Source organism: Salinibaculum salinum (assembly GCF_037645885.1).
GTDB lineage: Archaea > Halobacteriota > Halobacteria > Halobacteriales > Haloarculaceae > Salinibaculum > Salinibaculum salinum.
The window spans coordinates 1-15,996 of record NZ_JBBENW010000032.1; the positions used below are offsets into that span (position 1 = coordinate 1).

The 15,996-nt window shown below is 54.4% G+C and carries 11 protein-coding genes and 1 pseudogene; 8 read left to right on the forward strand and 4 right to left on the reverse strand.

Features of this window, described 5'->3' with window-relative positions:
- The first annotated feature begins 975 nt into the window (after positions 1 to 975).
- Positions 976 to 1,233: a hypothetical protein gene (locus WDJ60_RS18245; RefSeq protein WP_340102170.1), complete on the forward strand. Its 258-nt coding sequence runs from the start codon at positions 976 to 978 to the stop codon at positions 1,231 to 1,233.
- Between the two features lie 82 nt (positions 1,234 to 1,315).
- Here the strand turns inward: WDJ60_RS18245 and WDJ60_RS18250 are convergent, their stop codons facing one another.
- Positions 1,316 to 1,777 (reverse strand): DUF5518 domain-containing protein, encoded by a 462-nt coding sequence (locus WDJ60_RS18250; protein ID WP_340102172.1) that lies wholly within the window; start codon positions 1,775 to 1,777, stop codon positions 1,316 to 1,318.
- 81 nt (positions 1,778 to 1,858) lie between these two features.
- Entirely contained in the window at positions 1,859 to 3,196 is a 1,338-nt protein-coding gene (locus tag WDJ60_RS18255) for a hypothetical protein (protein WP_340102173.1), read from the reverse strand.
- A gap of 211 nt (positions 3,197 to 3,407) precedes the next feature.
- Here WDJ60_RS18255 and WDJ60_RS18260 point away from each other — a divergent pair, with 211 nt between their 5' ends.
- From WDJ60_RS18260 to WDJ60_RS18270, 3 genes are all read left to right on the forward strand, one after another.
- On the forward strand, positions 3,408 to 3,866 hold the full coding sequence (locus WDJ60_RS18260) for an RDD family protein (RefSeq protein WP_340102174.1): 459 nt from the start codon (positions 3,408 to 3,410) through the stop codon (positions 3,864 to 3,866).
- 220 nt (positions 3,867 to 4,086) lie between these two features.
- The gene (locus WDJ60_RS18265) at positions 4,087 to 5,709 is read left to right on the forward strand and encodes a PAS domain-containing protein (protein WP_340102176.1); all 1,623 of its coding nucleotides are present in this window, start codon (positions 4,087 to 4,089) and stop codon (positions 5,707 to 5,709) included.
- Positions 5,706 to 7,346 carry a sensor histidine kinase gene (locus tag WDJ60_RS18270; RefSeq protein ID WP_340102177.1) on the forward strand — a complete coding sequence of 547 codons (1,641 nt, stop codon included), beginning with the start codon at positions 5,706 to 5,708 and terminating at the stop codon, positions 7,344 to 7,346. The genes WDJ60_RS18265 and WDJ60_RS18270 overlap by 4 nt, the downstream gene beginning before the upstream one ends.
- Before the next feature lie 272 nt (positions 7,347 to 7,618).
- Here the strand turns inward: WDJ60_RS18270 and WDJ60_RS18865 are convergent.
- Positions 7,619 to 7,735, reverse strand: a pseudogene (locus WDJ60_RS18865) (IS630 family transposase); the annotation flags it as partial.
- 719 nt (positions 7,736 to 8,454) lie between these two features.
- Between WDJ60_RS18865 and WDJ60_RS18275 the strand changes: the two are divergent.
- The gene (locus WDJ60_RS18275) at positions 8,455 to 8,718 is read left to right on the forward strand and encodes a hypothetical protein (RefSeq protein ID WP_340102178.1); all 264 of its coding nucleotides are present in this window, start codon (positions 8,455 to 8,457) and stop codon (positions 8,716 to 8,718) included.
- 636 nt (positions 8,719 to 9,354) lie between these two features.
- On the opposite strand, the gene WDJ60_RS18955 is transcribed toward WDJ60_RS18275, so the two are convergent.
- Positions 9,355 to 9,645 (reverse strand): hypothetical protein, encoded by a 291-nt coding sequence (locus WDJ60_RS18955; RefSeq protein WP_465269254.1) that lies wholly within the window; start codon positions 9,643 to 9,645, stop codon positions 9,355 to 9,357.
- Between the two features lie 398 nt (positions 9,646 to 10,043).
- On the opposite strand from WDJ60_RS18955, the gene WDJ60_RS18280 reads away from it, so the two are divergent.
- The 3 genes from WDJ60_RS18280 (at position 10,044) to WDJ60_RS18290 (ending at position 15,914) form a co-directional block, all read left to right on the forward strand.
- Positions 10,044 to 12,041, forward strand: coding sequence for a hypothetical protein (locus tag WDJ60_RS18280; protein ID WP_340102179.1), 1,998 nt, complete (start codon positions 10,044 to 10,046; stop codon positions 12,039 to 12,041).
- Between the two features lie 794 nt (positions 12,042 to 12,835).
- Positions 12,836 to 14,812, forward strand: coding sequence for a phospholipase D family protein (locus WDJ60_RS18285; RefSeq protein ID WP_340102180.1), 1,977 nt, complete (start codon positions 12,836 to 12,838; stop codon positions 14,810 to 14,812).
- Between the two features lie 241 nt (positions 14,813 to 15,053).
- The gene (locus WDJ60_RS18290; protein ID WP_340102182.1) at positions 15,054 to 15,914 is read left to right on the forward strand and encodes a tyrosine-type recombinase/integrase; all 861 of its coding nucleotides are present in this window, start codon (positions 15,054 to 15,056) and stop codon (positions 15,912 to 15,914) included.
- Positions 15,915 to 15,996 lie beyond the last annotated feature (82 nt).

Below are 15,996 nucleotides of genomic sequence, written 5' to 3' on the forward strand. Positions count from 1 at the left end.
CCCGAGACATCCATGTCACGCAGCTGTCCATCTTTATCAACTTCTGGCCGCCAACCCCGTGAACAGCGTTCCATCTTCCAGTCTCAGCTTGTCAACTCCGCGGCTTGTACTTGTGGGTAAGAGACAGGGCTAAAGCCGATGGGCTTTCGCCTCGCTACCGCTGTAATTGTCGGATGTTAGTACAAAAGTCAGGATTGAGCTATCAAAAATCTCTCTAGCCACTGAAGCCGAAAAATACGACCAAAACGGTTCAACAAGCAACTCAAAAGGGCGAGTGGAGATGGACGCCACAGTAGTCTGCATCGACCAAACCAAGAACCCTGTTCAGCTTGAGCTGCGTGGTTTCTACGCGGCACGCGGCCGGGGGATGGTTGGATAGCACAACAGGATGCGATGCATACCTAAGCGAATGGAATGAGTCTCTCGGTGAGCAAGCGGACAGAGAGGGAGGGCACGGGCAGGTTAGCTGAGTCGGAGCGGGGGAGAGGGGGAATGGGCAGGCGTGGTGGGCATTTCACCACGGCTTCGAAGGGCAGGTGACAGTGGGATTGGTAGCTCCAACGGGGACCGTGCACCTCCCAGCCTACTCTACGAGAGGAGTATACAAAACATCCGTTGCCCTGTTTCTGGCTCTGCAACGCAGGATAAGTATTAAATCCACTACTCGGAATCACCGGAGTTCTGCATACTGGAGTTTCACCAGAAGGTATCGAAGATTTGGGCCGTCGATATCGACAACCAACTTGTAGTTGTCTCAGGAATGTCCTGCTTCACCGAAGTCGTTAGCATAGTTTGCCGGGGATCAAAAGCCATCTCCGCTGTTTCCGGTGGCGAAACACGACGGCGGTAGTTAGGTGTATATCGCTACACCACCCGAGTACGGAGGGATATGGACCACGGATTGTGTCGTTTCGATGCCCCACGAATGCTGCCCCGCCGATTCAATAGTAAATCACCCCGCTAATTCGAACATTAATGTCGACAACAGACCCTCCCTCAACCGACCAGAAACCCGTTGTACAGGCCATCGCAGACAAATCCACGCCAGTCGCACTCCTGCTGGCGGTCTTCATTTCGCCAGTCGCGTACTACTACGTTGGGCGGACGAAACTAGCGATCGTAAACTTCCTGACACTCAACTATCTGCTCCTTGGAATCGTTATCGTCCCGATTCACGTTTACAAAATCATCAGCGACGCGGAGAGTGAGATCGGCGACCAGCGAGCGCGATAGCGGTCGCACGCTGGTGCATTCATCTCACGACGCAAACGCCACTGAGAGACTGCACCCACGTCAAACGCGGAGAACTGGGCGATCAACTACCTTCTCGCTCGGGAACTGGCGGGTTTTTGGACCTGGTCCGTGGGACCAGCCACGCGCCGATTTTCGCACCGAGAAGGCCGACGAGTGCTGCGAGTCCGAACAGCGAAATTGCGAACGCGATTGTAACAAATCCGCCTCCCACGACACGGAACCACAGTGGCCCGCTGGCCGCCGTCACAATGTGGACCATCTCGGCAAGAAGCCAAACCCCTGGGAGGCCACCGACGACGCCAGCACGGAGGCCAACATCGGTACTGTCGACTGTTTCCGGTCCCCTCTTTGCGAGGTAGACAGCGATGAGACCACCGAAAAAGAGCATGTTGAGCGAGAGTTCATTGCCCATTCCAGAGAGATAGTAGAGACTAATCGTAAGTGGAATCGAGAGTAAACCACCGATGAGGGCGTAACGCCACGTGTCCGTGAGGCTCTGAGAGTGAAACCGTCTGTCAGGCATACGTAGGATGTGGAGTGACACTCATAAATGAAAGACGACGCGTTTCAAGCGTGGAAATAGTACGACCTATCGACTGTTCGTTTATTGAATATTCTCTCGGGCGACGATTCCGGACGACCCATCGATGGTAACGATGACGACGACGCTCTCGTCGTCTGGTGAGACCAGAACATTGAGGTGCGTTACCGGGTCCGGTGTGGTCGTTGAGGACTCGTTTCCGGACGGCCGTGCTCTGACCGTCACTTCGTCGGCATCGAACTCCTCCTGGAAATCGACGCGAACCGTCCCGTTCTGTCGGTTCCGTGAGAACGAGAACGTGTCCTCCGAGACGGCTGCCGCGACTTCCTGCGGAACGTCGTCGCCGGCGGGAACCTCCGGTTCCTCCGAGGGCGTGGACCGTTCGGTAAACTCAAAGTCGAGCACGTCGTCGGTGTACGTTTCGCTGGCGACCAGTCGGTCGTCGCGGACCGTATTCGACGCGTCGACGGCAGACCCCATTCGGGTCTCGAGTCGGTTCCTCACGGTGTCGTCTAATCCGGACTCCTGCACCGCGAGCGTTGCCGTTATCTCTTCTTTCTCGGGTGCAAACGAGAGCCCTGAAACCAGATTTTCACGGCCCGCTAGCAGCTCCACTGGAGTGTTCATGTCGCCGCCATCCCAATAGTAGTCTTCGAGGTCAACCGGCCCGAGCAATCCAACTGAGATGTCGCTCGCACCGACGGTATCGAAGAGCCACTTCGCGGTGGCGTCCGCGCCGACGATACGTTCGTGGTCGCCCCGGCGCGTCTCGATTGCCGTCCGCACTGAATCCTTGGCCTCCGCGCCGACGACGGCATCGTCACTCAGCGCGATGAAGCCACCCTCCTCGGTATTGGCTTCGTACAGAGTGTACTGCCCATTCTGGCCAGTTTCGGTGAACTCGACCTGACCGAAGGCGGACCCAGTGCCCGAACGAAGTGATTCCTCAGCGCGACCGACGTCGATATCGCCGATTCCGATGATGGTCTCGTTTACGACGACAATATCAGTCAGTTCACGGGTTGGTGATTCTGGGTAGATAAGGTGTCCCAAGCCGGCGGCAATGAGTGCCAGCGCGCTGACGCCGATGACTCGGCCGCCAGCTGTCAGAGGGAACCGGACCAGCGGGTCATCGATCTCCTCCGTTGGCGGAAGATTTGGGACGAACTCCGTCGGGTCCTCCCGGTCGTTCGACGGGAGAAACAGCGGGATTACCGGATCTACATTCGATGTCTGTCTTGTCACCTCAAGGTCGAGATGTGCGGTCAGAAGGCTCCCTGTTCCCGACGGAAACCACGCTCTTGGCCCCTCAGCTCTGGGTGCGCCGAAACAGCCTGCAACCGAGACGGCCGTCGCCGCGGAACCGAGTTCAAGCAGTCGACGACGCGTGAGTTCAAGCATGGGTCTCGCGAATGTCGTGAGCTCATTATCCGTTGATCTGTTCGATATAAGGAAATTCCGACTTATCGGTCCGTTGTCTGCAACGGAGGGAACCCCTGTACAGTGGTGACTCTATTCAGCGTGTCAATTCAAGACGAAGACCCGTGGCGTTTCTCTCACAGAACCACACGGTTCTGGTATTTATGCTGGTGCCGTGAACGGCAGGTAACGTATGAACGATACCGAACAGCAGACTGTGTGTGGGCTCGGTATTCGGAGTGTGGCGATGGTGATCGACTCGTTCGTTTGGTTCGCTCTCTTGTTTGTCGCGGTGTACGCAATTGCGCTCCCAATCGGACAGTTAGAAACCGGTGCAGGGGGTGTCGACGCAGATCTGCAGGGCGGTGCGGGGGCCGCTGCGCTCGTCCTCTGGTTCGGTCTGGCTATCGGCTATCACACGCTCGCGGAGTGGCGCTTCGGGAATACCGTCGGCAAGTATCTCGTGAACATCAGGGTCGTCGAGGACAGTGGAACGCCGCTGTCGCTCCGCTCATCGGCGATCCGTAACGTCGTACGCCTACTCGATTGGTTCCCAGTGTGGTACGTTCTCGGTATCGTCGTACTGGTTGTCTCCGATGAAAACAAACGGCTCGGCGACCGAATCGCGGGAACGAGGGTTGTCCAACCGTGAGACACGGCTGCACTGTCGCTGGAGTGAACCAGTGGCTCGCCGATGGACACATACACCCCGATAGATTCTGGTGTCCGGACACCTGTGGTGAAAAGACGGCTCATCCCAGGAGGAGGAATCACCATTTAGGGGTTGCGACGCAGACTCCCCTGTAGTCGAACTACTCCACGAAACGTATGATCGGATCCACACCACAGTACTCACGTCTCGGAGTTTGCCGATGGTCGTAGCCACTTCTACGACTGCGGTCGCGGTCAGCCTCGCCGCACTCGTCGCGTCTGGAGGGTTTGTAGGTGCTATATTCGGTTATCGGGAAAACCCAACCACGAGACCGCTAATCGGCGTCGCCGTCGCACTGCTGGTCGGCGCGTTCGCTCACCTCGCAGTCGTCGACCTCGTGCCTGTCCGTGCCGTCCTCGGGCTTCTCGGCGGGCCGACTGACACGACTGGTGGCCTCTGGCTGCTCGTCGCCTTTGACATCTCAACAGTCGTGGGCGTGTTGTGGTTTCTCTTCGCGCTCCAGTACACTGGGCGCGACGACCGGACATCCTCGATTGCGTACTTCGCGGTCGCGGGGGTTCTTATCCTCCTGCTCGGACCGCATTTCATGCTGACATTGTCGGGGTCCTACGTCGGGTTCGAGTCCCAGACGCCAAACCTCTTGCTTGGCGTCGCGGTGGTGCTCGCGGAAGCGCTCGCGCTCATCGGTATATTTCTCGTCCTCGACGTGACGTTCCAGCACAAGGCGTTTCCGCTGGCACAGGCTGCGCTCTTTACCGGAGCTGTCGGCCTTGTGTTGCTAGTCCCATTCGTCGCGACGACCGTTCGGAATCCGATAACGACGCCGCTGTTGCTCGCTGGGTCGGCGGTTCTGTTCACAGGTGTGTTGTATCGACACCGCCCGTTCGAAACCTTACCCGTCGTGTCCCTCGTTGGCCGCGACCGAGTATTCGAGGAGATGTCCGATGGCGTCGTCATCGTCGGAAGCGACGGACACATCCGCGACCTGAACCCAGCAGCACAGCGGCTGTTCGAGGTCGACCGAGCATCCGCTGTCGACCAACCGCTCGCTACCGTCGCGCCAGCTATCCCCGACCTTTCGATTTCGGGTGGTGGCTCACCCACGGACGTGGCGCTCGAGACCGGTCGGACAGTTTCGGTCAGCGTCGAGGAAATCTGCGATCACCGCAGCCGAGGGCTCGGCTGGTCGCTCGTCTGCCGTGACATCACGGCAAAGCGACGGCGAACTCAGCGACTCAGCGTCCTTACCAGAGCCATCGCTGGGGTGACGACCGGGCAGATGCAAACTGTCACGAGCGTCACCGGTGCCATCGACTCCGGCGACTGTGAGCCCGAACATGGCGGCGACCGGATTCAGGCGACTGCAACGGACGTTGCCACGCTGGTCGCTTGCGTCCGGGACATCGAGAGTGCGCTGTCGTCGTCGGAGGAGTCACAGCACACCCACCTCGACTTGCGGGAGACGCTCGACTCGCTGTCCACCGACGGAAAATTCGACACTGTTGTCGAAGCGGGCCCGCGTTCGCCGGTTGTCGCTGCGGACCCAGAGCTGGTGACTGCGACGCTGACGACGCTTCTGGCCGGGACCGAGTCAGCCACAGTCACCGTTTCCACTGACCCTGAACGAGTCACAGTAGACATCTCGCCGTTCGATCCGTCAGGGGAGAACTCATTACAAGCGCTCTCACTTCGGATCGCCAACACCGCCGCTGAGAGCGCGTCATGGGACCTCACGACCGTTCAGGAGTCGAGGACACACGGTGTCAGGCTCTGCTTTCGACCGGGTCCGGCATGCTCAGCTCCGGGCGGTGATATTGAATGACTGAGCACGCGATACTCGTGTCTCTTGATGTCGTCACTGCAGGTACCTTTGCCCTGCTCGCAATCGTAGCGGTACGCCACCGCGACCAACCGGGCGCTGCTGTCGCGGGCACGCTGTGGGTATCTCTCGCTGCCCTCTCCGGTGTCCTCGTCGGCAACCGCTTGGGTCTCTTGGGAGCACGAGCAGCGGCGACCGCGATACTCTTGGGCTGGGTTGTCGCGACGACGCTCTGGGCCGGGTTCGTCTTTACGTACACTCGACGTGGTCCAACCCCGACCCGCCGACGGATTGCGTTTGCGGCGTGTTACGTCGCAGTCGTCGGTGTCACGACAGTTTTCGGAATTACCGGGACCACGACAGCCAGTGGTGTCATCCGTCTCGTGATGGCCGTGTTACAGACAGTACTGCTCGGCGTTGGGCTCTTTGGCGTGTTCCTCGTCATCCGAGCAGCTCTCGTCGACACCGACCCCCCTCTCGGAGAGGCCATCGTCCTTTCGGGTGGCGGACTGTGCGTGACGCTCTCGCTGTTCTCGGTCAGCACGCTGTCGACGTTCGGTCCCAAGCCACTCCCATCGGGGGTTACCGGCGTTCTCGCAGTGAGTGCTGGTGGGTTCGCAATCGCGGTGTTCGGCTTCAGTGTGTTCGGCCGAGCGCCTGCGACCGGACCGCTGGCGCGCCAATCTGTCCTCGAAACGATGCGCGAGGCGGTTGTCGTCGTCGACCGCGATGGACGGCTGGTCGACGCCAACGAAGCCGCAGAGCACACGTTCGGAATTTCTCTCGGCGCTGACGCTGGTCAACCGGTCGGGTCGGTTCTCGACGCCGCGCCCGACACTCTCGCCGGTGAGTCGGTCACGCTGTCGACAGTCGCTGGCACCCGGCAGTTCGATGTCAGCCACTCGGTGTTGACCGACCGCCGCGGGGAAACGGTCGGGAGTTCGTACCTGTTCCGGGACGTGACCGACCAGCAGACGCGCCAGCAGCGCTTGGAAGTCCTCAACCGCGTCCTGCGGCACAATCTCCGAAACGACCTCGACGCGATTCGAGGGTTCGCCGAAGGCCTCTCGGATGGTGTGGTCGAAGACACCGACACTGCAACGGCACGGATACATTCGACGGCAAGCGAGCTTGTCGATATCGGTGAAACGGTCGAACGAGCCGACCGTGTCGTGACACGGGCAGCGCTCAATACCGAGTCTATTGACCTCGTTGCGCTCTCCCGTGCGGTCGTCTCGGATATCGAACATCAATACGACTTCGACGCCTCAGTCTCAGCTCCCCGCGAAGGTGTTTCGATCTGTACCGACCGTGAGGTGCTACGGACGGCACTCAGAGAAATCGTCGAAAACGCGGCCGAACATGGTGACAGCCCAATCCCGACAGTATCGATCAAGGTTGCAGAGAACGACACGGGCGGAGAAATCGTCGTCCGTGATGACGGCCCGGGAATCCCCGAGCGGGAGCGAGCAGTCCTGCTTGACGGGGCGGAGAGTCCGCTTCGCCACGGGTCCGGTGTCGGCCTCTGGTTCGTCTCCTGGGCTGTGACCCGACTCGGTGGCGACCTCGAACTGGCCACTCTCGACGATGGGGGCAGCGACGTGCGACTCACACTTCCCGACGAGCCACGGGCGGGGTAGCCGCTTTGCCTGAAGATGGCATAGAACAATTCATATACCATGCCAGGTGTCGCAATAAATCTCCTCGTAAGATGGATTTTTATTTATTTATTCAATTATCGACCAGTCTACCAATACTCTGAAAATATGGAATGCCTTTCCAACGAGAGTCCTTCTCCAGCTACGCGGGCACTACACCTGGGAACTGCTAGTAGCTTAGCACCGGTAAAACACCACCCTTTATCCAGTGTCTGCCAAACACTGCGTACTGAATCAAGAGCGTCTATTCATATTCAGGGACATCTGTGCGTGAAAATATTCGTCGGGTCGATGGCATCAAGCGCGGTGAGTGAAGCCTCACGAAGTTCATTCAATGTGTCGAAGAGACGGCGCCAACAGTCTGATTGAGGCATCCCCCAGGATACGTTGACACAGTATATCAGGGCGTTCCATCCTGCCGAGAATCATATCGAAAACCAGGCCGAGAGGCACTCCAATTCGCTATCCAAGCGACGTTCTGAAACCAACAATGTGCTACGCAAGAGCGTCTGGCAAATAGGCGCGCTCAGTGAACAGCGTATCCACCCATCGAAATCGAAACGATATGAGACCATCTGAACGAGTTATTCAACAACTCGTGAGCAACCAATACAGGGCGTGGACACACCAGAGCTACCGACTCGCATGCGACCGAAGCAGTATGTGAAATTTCTCTGTAAGTCTTCCCTATTGTTTAGTGAATAACTCGGAGACAGAGGAACATGGAACCAAAGGATTACGCGATATTGTTCGTCCTCCAGATAGTCGCAACCGTTGTTGGAATTTTCGTATACCTCGGTATCGGTGGTTCGTTCTAATCCCAACTGCAAAAACAGAGTACAAATCAAGGTCCAAAATACGCAGTGTAGTGAGCGAGACTGGCGTTCTGGTCTTCCCACCAAACCCGGTCAATACAGTGGGTTTAGTGAGCGGTCGACGCGGTGACCAGTTCTCGTGACAAGCCAACTTGGGGATGCAGAGAGCTTATCTCACGCAACGGATATCCCATCAGTTGCTACTGACCATTCATTGAGTCTTTTCATGTTGCTTTATCAAAAAACCCTTACTGGAGTAGAGAGACTTCCGCACAATGTCGCCCACTGGTCCATTCATTGATTCTGAGACAGGTGGCTTGGACACGAACCAGATCCTAACAGAAGCATATCCACTTGTCGGACTCATCCTATTATTTGCATCACTGGCCCTCTTCCCATTTATTTTCACAATACTACTCTTTGGAGATTCCTTCATTGGTTTCCTGTTTACTCTTTTAACGCAATTAATACTCGCTATAGGTACTGGAATTATACTCATCTACATCATTGCCCGTGCTATACAACTCGCCGACATGTGAGATGTATATGTACAGCTTCGATCAATAGGCAAGTTTAGTGAGTAGAGTGTTCAGCGTAGTAAAGATGAAACAAAAGAAGGTGACGTGCTGACTTCATCCTCTCTATCTTGGATTACTGTCTAACCAAATCTTGGAGACAGCGTTGGGGTAATCGCCCAAGGTGTCTAAGCCAGTCCCCACTGAAAAAGACTCACAGGTTCGTTCGAATCGGCATGGTATGGCAACAACAGAAACCGCAAGACTGCAGCGAGATGACCAATTCGTAGGAATCGGTTTGCCCTGACGATTTGGTGAGAGACGGCCACTAAAGGAGCTAATAATCACCAGACAGCGACGGGAAAAGGATGCTCCGTCAGGGATTCGAACCCTGGTCCTTGCCGTGAGAGAGCATCACCTGCCCTTTTTATGGACCTATCGGGTGGGCATCTCTAACTTTCCGCATATCGCTCGTTTTCGACCGTGTAAGTGTCTCTAATGGTGGCATGGTTAATATAGCAAGGGGATAATTGCCGGGAAGGCAATGGAACTTCGCTTAATCCGATCAGGGTCCTTGCCCTGAGGGCCAAATAGCAGCGAGGCTACGGGGTCCAAACAGGTCTAGATATGTCTGACTACGATCACGATCGAGAGGCAGAATCACTCACAAATGCATTCGTGATGGCGCCCGGCCAAATGGAGGATTTGCGTGTGGATTCGAGTAGCGAGTGCTAGCATCGTTTCTGCTCGTTCTTGGGTGGCAATCCCATCCTGGTAATACGTCTGCGCTCGGTTACCAGCCCACAGGTCGGTCAGACGAGCGGCAATATCGCTGCTAATGAACCCGATATCCGCGCTGCGATTGATTGCCGTCGTATGTGACTGTGGAGTATTTGCCGGATCTTGGTGCCCTTCCTCTATCAACCAGAACAAGAATGTCTTCTCGATCATTCAACTACCCTGGAAATGCGGGCTGAGACAGATAGTGACAGGAAATCTATCAATTAGCGAATCTAGATTCGTTCTGAGGTCAGGGACCGTCGGCAAACGGGATTAGGATGATAGTCAACGCCTGCTTCTTCTAACAGATATTGATAAGGTACTGTTATTTGATAGCCTTTCTGAGTGGGACTTGGTAGACTCAAAGGAGATGATGGGTTTGTTATCAATGAGATAGAAGTATTATTGTAGGTTGGAAAGCAGACCTCAGACAGAGCGAACGCAGTCGGAGGTCCGGTGGTGAGCTTTTGTGCCAACTGACTTCCAGTGAGCGTTTGATGGTTATCGTGAACGATGTGTGAATCTCGGGCAATCTTTTATCCATGACCGCAAGATATCTTTAATCAACGATGCCTAGCGGACCACCTATTTCACATACAGACAATTTTAAACCGACCGCGACGGGCGGAGACGGTGACTATAGTGTACCGACAGCGTACGAGGATCATCCCGAAAAGACGGAGTATGGTTCAGTAACGGAGCGGTTTGATGGAGAAATAGAAATTGAACGCCCTGCAGAGACGATTGCGGAATTACGGCAGGAAACCCATCTGACTGCGCAGCTTCACGAGCAGAATCGCATCCAGCAGAACAGCGACTGGCCGTTTCCCAATGATAGTACAACCTTGTTCGATGTTGCTATCCTCGATGTTATGGACCAGGCTCTGGAAATCGAGGGACTCTCACTGGACTCACATACTGTTCTCCCACGGCGGTTCCGATCTTACTTTCTGAAGAGCGCACGGAAACCACAAACCCTCAAAGAGTTCCACGAATATATTACGGAATCAAAACCAGTCCTTACTGAACTTGGCTACCGCCCTGAACGAGGAGGCCCCTCTTACGAGCGACTTCGCAGAGTATTAAACGAGGATATCCCGGCTGAACTGGAGGGTATAGAACGGGGGACAGAGGCGTTCGCTGCCGCTGTTGAACGTGCGACTTATTCCGTGTACCGTAACGGGATTGAAGTCCCACCGTCAGTGGAAACCGAGTGCGGATTCGAGGCTGTCACTGCGCCATTGTACGAGAAGGGAGTTAGTCGTCCGACAGAGAAGATTGCTCTTCGGAATTGGGTTAATCTTCTCCTGGATGAGACTGTGGATCCTCTTACGTTCGGGCGCTCCGAGCCACAGATGACTTTTCGTCAGTATATCGGGCTGCTTGCTGCATCGGCACTATACAACTGTGGGGTCCAAACAGTTCCAGATATTTCCGACTATCATTACAATCGAGATCTGATTCCCAAAGGCAGCGGAGTTGGAAAATACATCAGAAAGGATCTCCCGATGAGTAACAGTCGGGGCAAGATGGGGGACACAGCAAAGCGAGGGATATCAGAGCAGTTTGATGCCGCACATCGTGCAACGCTCGGAATTGCAGAGCAATATGGCTTTTTCAACGAACCACGTTCGTTAGCGGTTGATCTGTACCGCATCGAATGGGCTGGCGTAGAAAATGACCTTACAATTAATCGTCCCGCAAAGTCAGAGAACGACAACCGGTCGGAATGGACGTACGCAGTGATCGGGATTATCGATACAGAAGCACGGTTCACACTTGGGGCGCGTTGGCTGCCGGACAAATCATGGTATCCGTCTGCCGTCAGGGAGCTCACGCCTGTTGCGAACGAGTTCGTCGATGTTGAGGCGTTATACGCTGATAGCGAACTTATCTCTGGAGATTTAATCGATGCGTTCCGTGAACTGGCGGACTCAGATTGGATCGTTCGAGCACCCAATAGGAGAGTGATACAAAAATTATGGAGATATACTCCGGAGAATTATGTGGGGTACCTCCCAAGCGTGTCATGGAATACGAGTCCGAAACCTGCTGCCGTCGCGTACCCCAAAAAAGGTGATAATCCATCAACTATCAGGTTCACCCCCGCCGAACTCCGGGACGTTGACATACAAGATGAGCAGACGCAGACCGACCTCTCGAATTTTGATGAGTCTGTGACAACGCCTGCGTCTGAACTTCCCTCACTCACCGATATCTTCGAAGACCCCGAGACTGTAGATGGTGTAGACCGCAAAACGAAGCACGCATTATATTTGACTGATCGATCTTTGCCGGACCGTTCAGCTGCCGGAATTCATTTCCGATACTATCAACGGTGGGCAATCGAAGAAACGATTAACCAGATCTCAAATGACTATATGCCGCGGATCGAAAGCGGTAATGAGAAGCTTCGACTCTACGGTGTTAACGTTGCTATCCTTTTTCAGAACTGGCACACGCTCATTAATCGAGCTCAGTCCCCTGAACTCGGACTGCGAGTTGACGTTACTCACCAGGAACTTTTGAAAGCAATTGAAGATGTCGCATTCTCTAACGCTGATTGATTCTTACGGTTCGACTAAACTCATATGTTACCACATGTATGGGTTACAGAGAATATCCATGCGATATGTCATATTATTGTGGTTGGCCGCTGCTGTTCTCTGTCGGGTGGTTCACTAATCCTCGCAGCGACAGAATCATGACTATGTCAGCGTCATCTGAATCGTAACGATTTCGAAGCCGACTGAGTTCGTCTACCCGGTTCACGAATTCTTCCATACTACGCTGGAGGCCAGCAAATATAACGCTCGAATAGCCTAATTCAGGATAATCTAATTTATAATTGCTAATTGACCCATTCTCGGGTTTCGCCATCAACCACGACACGAGTTTCGACGTCGTCGAAGGTCACTCCGCCGTATGCAGCGCTACTGTCGGGACCGACATAGATGCCTGCCCCACCACAGTCTGCGGCGTGAGCAGCCGTCAGTGTGACGTCGAACGTCGGATTCAGCGTTTACCCTGTCGGCTTTGAGGCCGAGTTTACGGATAAGCCCCACCCTCCATGAACGAACCCGTCAGGGTGAGCGAAGTAGGCTGAGGTAGTTGACGATTTGAGCGGCCATACAGAGTGACGTTGGAAGTTTCAGCTGCTTCTTTCACCCTATTGGTGTATCGTGATCGCGGGTCGAGGAAGTACCTGTGAAGATTGGATATTAGATGGTTATCAGGATTATAGTTTCAGTCGATTGTATGATTCTTCTTGGGTTGCTTCTGTATCTATTTCGAAAGAGCACACATCGATGTCGTGGTGTGTGGTAACAATACTTATCTTCTCAGTTATACACTATGCCTCATGACATCTCAAGAGCCAGCCAGCGGTGAACAATCACTGACGCCGTTCGTCTCGCTTCGGAGTTATAGAGGGTTTGAGAAGTATCTTGCTTCAGCGGAGCGGATGAAGGTCGTGAGTTACTGTACTTCTCCACGGATGATTCTAGAGTTATTTGAGGAGCATGGTCTCACAGAATTAGAGGTGATTGTGGGTGAGAAGACGGATTTTCGTGAGGAGATAAAATCTGTCAACGTCGCCCGGGAGCTTGAGCAGTACAAACGAAATGGGGATCTGCTGATCTATCTCTCTCCGGACCGGGATATTCACGCGAAGCTCTACATCCTTGAAGATGAACACGGAGAGATTACGATTCTCTCAGGGTCGCCAAATTTCACCGACACAGCCTGGACAGGACATTACCAGGTCAATTGTCTGGACGTATTCACTTGCGATCCGGGTTCGGAATGGGATCAGAGAGCACTCGACTTGTACAGTGAGTACCGTGAGTTGTGCGACGACGCACCATTCTTGGAAGATCTGACCCAAGAGTTAGAGAATAGCGACGACCCGCCAGAAGAGATCATCGAACGCTGGCTCGCTGTGAGTGACGTGGAGGATGAGAATGAAGTGCAAGAGTTTCACGGAAAGATCACGGACCGTCTCGGTGAACTCGGTCCAGATGTCGATGCGAAAGAAGCCATCCACGAATCTCTTCAGAAGTATTCTGATAAGACCCACTCTGATCTGCAGGAGTTGTTCGGCGATTTTGACATCACTATTAACGACATGATGTTTCGGTCGTCAATTGGTGAGTACGGTCGTGCTGTCGAAATCAATTATGATCTCCCCAAGTGTTGGATTACCCCTGATGCTGTCCATCTCATCACATCAGCCGGGACTCACATTCATCTCACTGAACCACTCCCGAAACCACATGTCGTCGATGCCGGACTGGCAAACATCGAAGCCTATATTGAAACGGTCGACTTCGCCGAGACAGATGATGCAGGTGCTGCGAAGGCGCATATGTACGAGGCAGTCCTCTACTTTTTTTGGGCACCTTTCGTGAACCAGTACGCCAAGGCATTCGGAGCGGGACGAGTCAACGATGTCGAAAAAAGCGTCCCATTTCTGTATATCCACGGCGAGCCAAACGCCGGGAAAGGGACGTTTCTTGAGTTTGCGTTACGCCTCATATCCGACAATACGGTCTTAGGTCCAATCGACGGTGCGACTGTAGGGAGTCGAACGCCGAACACCATTCGGGAACCAGTGACTGCATTCCCGGTAGCGTTTGACGACCTCGAACGGCAACTGTTCGATCGACTCGGCCGGTTGCGGAATTATTGGGACAGTTGGGACGGGAAGCTGTTTCCGGCAGTCATCATCACAAGTAACGAGAACAAACCCAAGAAGTGGTTCTTACAACGCTCGAAGATGCTGCATTTCAAGCTCATGTTCAGCGGGCAATCACAGGCTCGAATGCAGATGCGGGAAATCGTTGAAGAGAAGAATCCGATTTACAAGTGGTTCACCCACCTGTATCTACAGCGTGAGTTCCAAATGTCGGACCTGGTCGATGATGAAACCGGCCGGGACGACATTCTTGCGATCGTCAGGAAGACAGTCAAAGACCTCTACGAGTTCGCAGATCGGTCCCTCCCGCCATACTTTCCTGAACGGCCGGCAGAGTGGGAACATGATGTGGGCCGGCAACGGTGGCTAGAAGCCATCGAACGTAACTACGTCAGGATCAAGCGACGAAACGACCGATTTGTTGCGACGTTCGATTCGGACATCACCCCATACGAGATCAACAATTCGTATCTTCACAACCTGCCAAAACATATCCGAGCCAGACGAGCCCATAATGATGTCTGGATAACATCAGACGAAGCATTCGAGCAGTGGTTACAACGGGAGATCCCGACTGGTGATGGACTCGGGTCAAAAATCAAGTCTTATCTCCCGTTCTCCAGGCATAATCCAAGATCATAAGAGTGTATCCCGGGCATTTCCCGTCACTCCCGAATATCGCCGGAAACAATTTTTGTCCTCTCAGCCGAAAATAAATAACATCACGATTCTTACCAGAAGTGAAATCACTGGTACGGCTGTCAGCTACCAATGACTGAAACCGTGGGCTTCCGCAATGTTACCGCTGTGAATCGCACAAAATAAGGAAGAATCACCGAGCGGATTATCTCCGTAGAGACCCTGTCTGTGTGGCATGCCGACAATGGACTACGAGGCGGCAGCAGCCCGCGTACTGAATTACGTCGAGTCGGCCCCACATATCCACCCGGACAATAAGCAACTGATTCACGATTACCACAGGGACATGGTTCTCGCGGACATCAGCCCTGCGCAACAACAGAAGCTACTCGCGCATTTCAAAATCATCACTGACCACGTTGGTCAGACTCCGTTTACTGACCTCGACAAAGATGATATCATGGATCTCGTCGCGTGGTTGTACACCCGCGGCACGAGTGCATCAACCGTCGTCGATTACAAACAGGCGATCAAGCAGTTCTGGAAGTGGATGAACAATGGCGAAGATCCCGAGGAAACGAAATGGATCCGGCGCGGACCGGTTGAACAGAAGCGAATCCTGCCACAGAGCCTGCTCACACCGCGCGATGTCCAAGCGTTAGTAGACGCGTGCCGCAACGAGCGCGACCGCGCCTTCATCGCTTTGCTGTGGGAAACCGGGGCCCGGATCGGCGAACTCATCGACCTCGAAGTGAGTCACATCGAAGAAACGACACAGGGGAAGCAAGTCGTCATTTCAGGGAAAACCGGGTCACGGCGACTCCCCTTGCTCGAATCAGTCTCGTACCTTGACTCGTGGCTCACCGCTCATCCAAACAGGCGGCCGGATGCGCCGCTATGGTGCAAGATCGATGAAAAGCAAGGCTCACCAGATGACACAATCAGTTACCAGTACATTCGCTCACGGATCCTCAACCAAGCGCGAGAGCGAGTCGGGATTGAAAAGCCCGTCAACCCTCACCACTTCCGCCACAGTCGGGCAACCTACTTAGCAAACTACTGCGGCTTCAATCGTGATTTGCTGGATATAGCTGGCGGAGTTTGATGCGAGCGTCATCGGCCGTGAACTGCCACTCAATCTCGGATTCGTCCTCGTTTCGGGTGCGTTCCCACGCAGCGACCTCCGT